Raw genomic sequence first — 3,821 nt, forward strand, 5'->3', positions numbered from 1 at the left:
ATTTGGACGGGTTACCACCTGACTAATCCATTATAAAGGACTTTTTCTTTGCATAAAATAATAATATTGAACATTTTGAGTATTTTTAATAGTGAATTTAAATTAATGCAACACTAGTGAAAACATATTTATATAAAATGACGATTAATCGAAGTTATGATTACTTACGAAGCTGGTCATATCGAAATCATTTATTTACGAATAAGTTTGCTAGTATTTTAGGTTTTCAAAAATCAATTGATGATTTCGTCGTTTTAGAAGATGAGAAAGTAGTAATAGGAAATGCAGTTTTATCATTAACTCCTAAATATCGAGAAGTTATTATTTTGTATTACTTTAAAGATTTAAAAATAGATGAGGTCGCAATAATTTTAGATTGTTCTGTAAATACGGTGAAAACTAGACTTAGTCGGGCAAGGACGATGTTGAAAAAAAGTTTGGGAGGAATTCTTGATGAATAAAGAAAAAGTAAAAGAAAGCCTTCAATATATCTTTAAAGAAAATAGTGTTGTAGATAGTAGTACAAAATCAAGAATTCTCTCTAAAATGATCACTTCGTCAAAGAAGAAAAGAATAGTTTTTATGCCAATCGCTGTAATGATTTGTTTATTGTTAGGCACTGCTGTTTGGAGTGCAACTATGTTTTCAAATAATAATACACAAAATGCAGTTACGACCGAGGTTCAACAAGAAAATAATGAAAATCAATTGCAGGAAAACATTAATGAAACTAATAAAATTGCAGAGCTTGAATTTGAAATTAGCAGATTTGAGGAAGAAAGAGAGTATTATCATAGTGTAATCGGTCGGATGATGTCGAAATTAAATAATGAAGAAATGCTTGAATTGGCAAAAAGTCATTTTTCTTATGATATAAAAGTAAATCAACAACAACTTCCGAACAACGGCCGAATAGAGGTCGATCCCGGAGAGGTAGATGTTCTCTTAACATTTAGTATGTCACCGCATTATAATGTTTTATCTGAAGAATGGTATGAAAAAGGTATGATTAGTGGAGATTATTTTAGTCATATTACTCATGTAACGCCAAATAATTGGGAAGAAATTTATGCTGATGGCAGTAATGTAACAGCGAGAGGTTACAAATTTAAAAATCTAAAAAGTGGTTCAATCATTATAATGTCAATCTCCGAAGAATTGAAAGAAAGATTATCTCTTGATACAACTAATATTGAAATTGTCGTTAAATAATTGGAGTAGCGAGGACTTTTTATCAAGTCCTCCTTATAAATGAAATATTTTTTATAGAAAGGAACCATTTTCAAAATTTACCGTTACAAATCAAGAAGTTGTACTTGTTTCACTTTTTTATCAATCGAGCAAATGATATACTAGAATGTATGTATTTAATGTATGTATTTAATCAATGACAAGCAAACTATAGGAAAGGGGAAATCGAATGCGAAAAAAAGTAAAAACTCAACGTGCGTCTAGTGTAAAGGCAAAATATCGCGCTAGTTTATCGTTTCGTATGAACGTCCTTTTCTTTTCTATCTTTATCTTATTTTCAATGTTAATTTTTCGACTTGGATATTTGCAAATTGTTAAAGGCGAAGAGTATGTTAAAGAATTAGAGAGAAAGGAAGAGGTTGCGGTCAATACAAGTGTGCCACGTGGCCGCATTTATGATCGCTATGGCAGAATTTTAGTTGATAACGAGCCTGAAAATGCTATTACATATACAAAAATGCAAACAACGACTACTCAAGAGATGCTTGAGATTGCAGAACAGCTCGCGATGTTGATTGAACAGCCAACAGATCGTGTTACTTTTCGTGATAAACAGGATTTCTGGATTTTAAAAAATAAAGATGCTGCTTATGCAAAAGTTACAAAAGAAGAAGAGGATGCTTTACGAGCAAATGAGGAGTTAGAAGATAGTGAAATTCAAGCTGAGATTGATCGTCTTGTACGTGAACGAATTACAGAAGATGAATTAAATCAATTAACTGAATTTGATTTAGAGGTATTAGCGATTTATCGTGAAATGGCCTCCGGTTACAATTTATCCCCACAAATTATAAAAAGTGAAAATGTAACAGATGCTGAATTCGCACGAGTATCAGAAAGACTTTCTGATTTGCCAGGCGTTAATACAACAACAGACTGGAAGCGTGTAAAATTATCGTCGGTTTCTATTTTAGGAAGAACGACTGTGCCTAGTAAAGGGATTCCAAAGTCAAAACTAGACTATTATTTAGCTAGAGACTACTCACGTAATGACCGGGTAGGAGAAAGTTACTTTGAAGCCCAATATGAGGAATTATTGCAAGGTCAAAAATCGGTAGTTAAAAATATAACAAATAAACGAGGAGAAGTTGTAGATACAATTACAACATATGAAGGAGAACCTGGCAGTGATTTAGTTACTACACTTGATATTGAGCTTCAAGCAGAAGCTGAAAGAGTTGTTGAAGAGAAATTACTGGAACTAAAATCAAAGAGTCAATCACATCTTCTTGACCGCGCATTCTTCGTGATGATGAATCCGAATACGGGCGAAATCCTTTCAATTGTTGGGAAAAAAATAGAGAAAGATAGTGAAACAGGTAAAAACTATGTTGTTGATTATTCCTATGGAACATTTACAACAGCTTATGAGGTAGGTTCAACGGTAAAAGCAGCTACATTATTAATGGCCTACTCAGAAGGAGTTATTAAACCAGGTACTTATCTAGTTGACCAACCAATTAAACTTGCTGGTACAGAACCAAAAAGCTCGATTTTCAACCGTAACGGAAGCATTCCTATGGATGATATAAAAGCGTTAGAGCGTTCATCCAACTCCTATATGTTCCAAATAGCAATGATGATTGCTGGGACGAGATATAGCTACAATATGGGGTTAAGAATTCAGCCAGATACATTGCAAACAATGAGAAATGGCTATGCTCAATTTGGTTTAGGAGTAAATACCGGAATAGATTTGCCAAATGAATTCGCGGGCTTCCAAGGTGAATTGGACAACAACGGTAAAATTTTAAACTTTGCTATTGGACAGTTTGATACGTATACACCAATGCAAATGGCACAATATATTTCTACAGTTGCAAATGGAGGATATCGTATTCAACCTCGCTTACTTAAAGAAATTCGTGAGCCTTCTGCAGATGGAGAAACGTTGGGACCATTAGTTGAAGAAGTAACACCAAAAATTTTAAATCGTATTTCAAATACTGAAGATGAAATTAATCACGTTAAAAAAGGGCTTCGTCAAGTATATGTTGGTTCTCAAGGGTCTGCTCGTGCCCAATTTGCTAATACACCATACACAGCAGCGGGGAAAACCGGTACAGCAGAGGTTGTTTATTATGGACCGCTTCGTGAAGAATTTGGTACAAATACGATTAATATTGCCCACGTAGGGTTCGCACCTTATGATAATCCTGAGGTAGCATATGCAGTATTAATTCCTTGGGCAACAACAAATTTCAATATTCATTTAGGAGAAGCGAACGAAATAGCAAGAGAAATGTTAGATTATTATTTCGAATTGAAAGAAAAATATTCGAAAAATGGTCTATCAGCTAGTGCTGTTAAACAAGAAATTTTGCCTCCAACAACAGATGAGAAAATAGATGAAGATACTGTTGAAGAAAAGGTTACAGAATAAATAATGAACATACAGAGTGCAGGACAAAGTCTCAATTGACTTTGCCTGCACGCTTTTTATTTATAAATATTTAGGGCTCTATAATATTTGTTGGGGTTTGAAAAAATTTCATAAATAAAAAAGCACGTAATCACCGATTTCTATATACTTGAATTGTCGAGAAACAAGCAATGAAAGGTGATACGTG

Annotated in this window: 3 protein-coding genes; all 3 read left to right on the forward strand. The window is 33.6% G+C overall.

All coding sequences use genetic code 11. The features are described 5' to 3' along the window. Nucleotides 1-116 precede the first annotated feature (116 nt). The 3 genes from EKG35_RS20280 (at nucleotide 117) to EKG35_RS20290 (ending at nucleotide 3,634) form a co-directional block, all read left to right on the forward strand. Entirely contained in the window at nucleotides 117-461 is a 345-nt protein-coding gene (locus EKG35_RS20280) for a sigma-70 family RNA polymerase sigma factor (RefSeq protein WP_281274653.1), read from the forward strand. Further along, nucleotides 454-1,212 (forward strand): hypothetical protein, encoded by a 759-nt coding sequence (locus EKG35_RS20285; RefSeq protein ID WP_126296363.1) that lies wholly within the window; start codon nucleotides 454-456, stop codon nucleotides 1,210-1,212. The genes EKG35_RS20280 and EKG35_RS20285 overlap by 8 nt, the downstream gene beginning before the upstream one ends. A 208-nt stretch (nucleotides 1,213-1,420) precedes the next feature. Beyond that, on the forward strand, nucleotides 1,421-3,634 hold the full coding sequence (locus tag EKG35_RS20290) for a penicillin-binding transpeptidase domain-containing protein (RefSeq protein ID WP_126296364.1): 2,214 nt from the start codon (nucleotides 1,421-1,423) through the stop codon (nucleotides 3,632-3,634). Nucleotides 3,635-3,821: the final 187 nt, after the last annotated feature.

The organism is Lysinibacillus telephonicus (genome assembly GCF_003966145.1).
GTDB classification, from domain to species: domain Bacteria; phylum Bacillota; class Bacilli; order Bacillales_A; family Planococcaceae; genus Ureibacillus; species Ureibacillus telephonicus.

What these genes read in the sequence shown, in the direction of transcription:
- EKG35_RS20290 (WP_126296364.1), top strand. Translation starts at nt 1,421, where the DNA reads ATGCGAAAAAAAGTAAAAACTCAACGTGCGTCTAGTGTAAAGGCAAAA.
- EKG35_RS20285 (WP_126296363.1), top strand. Translation starts at nt 454, where the DNA reads ATGAATAAAGAAAAAGTAAAAGAAAGCCTTCAATATATCTTTAAAGAA.